Origin of the sequence: Pseudomonas sp. KCJK9111, from assembly GCF_046231935.1 — a bacterium.
In the GTDB taxonomy this organism is placed as follows: Bacteria; Pseudomonadota; Gammaproteobacteria; order Pseudomonadales; family Pseudomonadaceae; genus Aquipseudomonas; species Aquipseudomonas parafulva_B.
Genome location: NZ_JBJJMO010000126.1, coordinates 1 through 1,924 on the forward strand (window position 1 = coordinate 1; position 1,924 = coordinate 1,924).

Below are 1,924 nucleotides of genomic sequence, written 5' to 3' on the forward strand. Positions count from 1 at the left end.
GTTTGTGCGCCAGGCATGGCGCGTTGCGCTTCAGCGCAACCCGTTTGGCTGTGGTGGCCAAGCGGGTGACTTGGAGGTGAAAGTCCTCTGCACACCCGGCAAGGGGAAGTGTTAGCCAGAGGCAAGGGTGTCGCGGGCGACTGCGAATCTGAAGGAAGCCCGAGGCAAAATGCTGGCCTGACGAACAGGAAGCGGATAGAGGCGGCGCAACGGGGTGAGAAGGCAAACATCTTCAAAGCCCGATACTTGCACGGAACGTTGTGTCGTAGATCCGACAGGCATAAGCAGGAAGGTCGCGCGAATTACCCTGGGAGATCTGCACGCTTGCCATTGTGCTACCGAGCGTCGAGAGGCGACGGGATGAGTATGCAGAAGTCAGCCGAAGCCGTAGTAAGTGGCGGTTAACCGCGTCACCAAGGGCCGAACAGGTTATGCCGCCAGTAGGCGTCGCTGTCTCGTTGGTAGCCGTAATGCAGAAATTTCCCACAACGGAAACTGTCATCCCGAGTCCCGGCCAGAAGCCGAGGGTGATGCCTGACAGTGCACAGGTGTCGACGGCGTCAGTGGCGTGGACGAATGCGGAGCCGGACACGCTGATGGAGCGGGTGCTTGCACCGGTTAACCTCAGACGTGCGTATCAACGCGTAGTCAGCAACAAGGGAGCACCGGGTGCCGATGGCATGAAGGTGGCCGACTTGGCAGGTTACGTAAATCAGTATTGGCCAATCCTCAAGGCCAGGCTGCTGGCAGGTGATTACCATCCTCAAGCAGTGCGGGCGGTTGAAATTCCCAAACCACAGGGCGGTACGCGGCAACTGGGAATTCCCAGCGTCGTAGACCGCCTGATCCAGCAAGCCTTGCAGCAACAGCTCACGCCAATTTTCGATCCGCTGTTTTCGGACTACAGCTACGGTTTTCGTCCGGGCAAAAGCGCTCATCAAGCCGTTGAGATGGCCCGAGCCCATATGACAGCGGGGCATCGCTGGTGCGTGGAGCTTGATCTGGAAAAGTTCTTCGATCGAGTCAACCACGACATCCTCATGGCCTGTGTCGAGCGCCGGGTCAAAGATAAGTGCGCACTTAGGCTTATCCGCCGCTACCTTGAAGCGGGAGTCATGTCAGGCGGTGTCGTCAGCCCACGGCAGGAGGGGACGCCGCAAGGCGGCCCGCTCTCGCCGTTGCTGTCGAACATCCTACTGGATGAACTCGACCGTGAATTGGAACGACGGGATCATCGCTTCGTGCGCTATGCCGATGATGCGAACATTTATGTGCGTAGTCAGAGGGCGGGCGAACGAGTATTGGCCAGCGTCGAGTGCTTCCTGAAAGAACGTCTGAAACTGACGGTGAACAGGAGCAAGAGCCAAGTGGCAAGGGCGTGGAAATGCGACTACTTAGGTTATGGAATGAGCTGGCATCAGCAGCCCAGGCTGAGAGTGGCGACGATGAGCCTTGGCCGCCTGCGCGGTCGGCTCAAGGAACTTCTGCGCGGGGCGCGAGGCCGCAAGATGGCCTATATCATCGAGCGGCTGAACCCCGTGGTACGGGGCTGGGCAAGTTACTTCAAGCTCAGTCAGAGCAGACGTCCACTAGAAGAGCTGGATGGGTGGATCAGGCACAAGCTTCGCTGTGTAATCTGGCGGCAATGGAAGCGGCCTTCTACGAGAGCACGCAACCTGATGCGTTTGGGCCTAAGCCAAGAACGTGCCTGCAAATCGGCCTTCAATGGCCGAGGCCCATGGTGGAACTCGGGTGCGTCGCATGTGAATCAGGCGCTGCCGAAGAAACTATGGGATCGACTTGGACTTGTCTCGATACTGGATACGATCAACCGGCTTAGCTGCATAACCTGAACCGCCGTGTACGGAACCGTACGCACGGTGGTGTGAGAGGACGGCGGGTGTGATCCCGCCTCCTACTCGAT

1 protein-coding gene is annotated in these 1,924 nt (G+C 58.6%); it reads left to right on the forward strand.

Annotated features, from left to right (window positions below):
• Nucleotides 1–431 precede the first annotated feature (431 nt).
• Nucleotides 432–1,853 carry a group II intron reverse transcriptase/maturase gene (ltrA, locus tag ACK59L_RS21460; RefSeq protein WP_409275943.1) on the forward strand — a complete coding sequence of 474 codons (1,422 nt, stop codon included), beginning with the start codon at nt 432–434 and terminating at the stop codon, nt 1,851–1,853.
• The last annotated feature ends 71 nt before the right edge of the window (nt 1,854–1,924 follow it).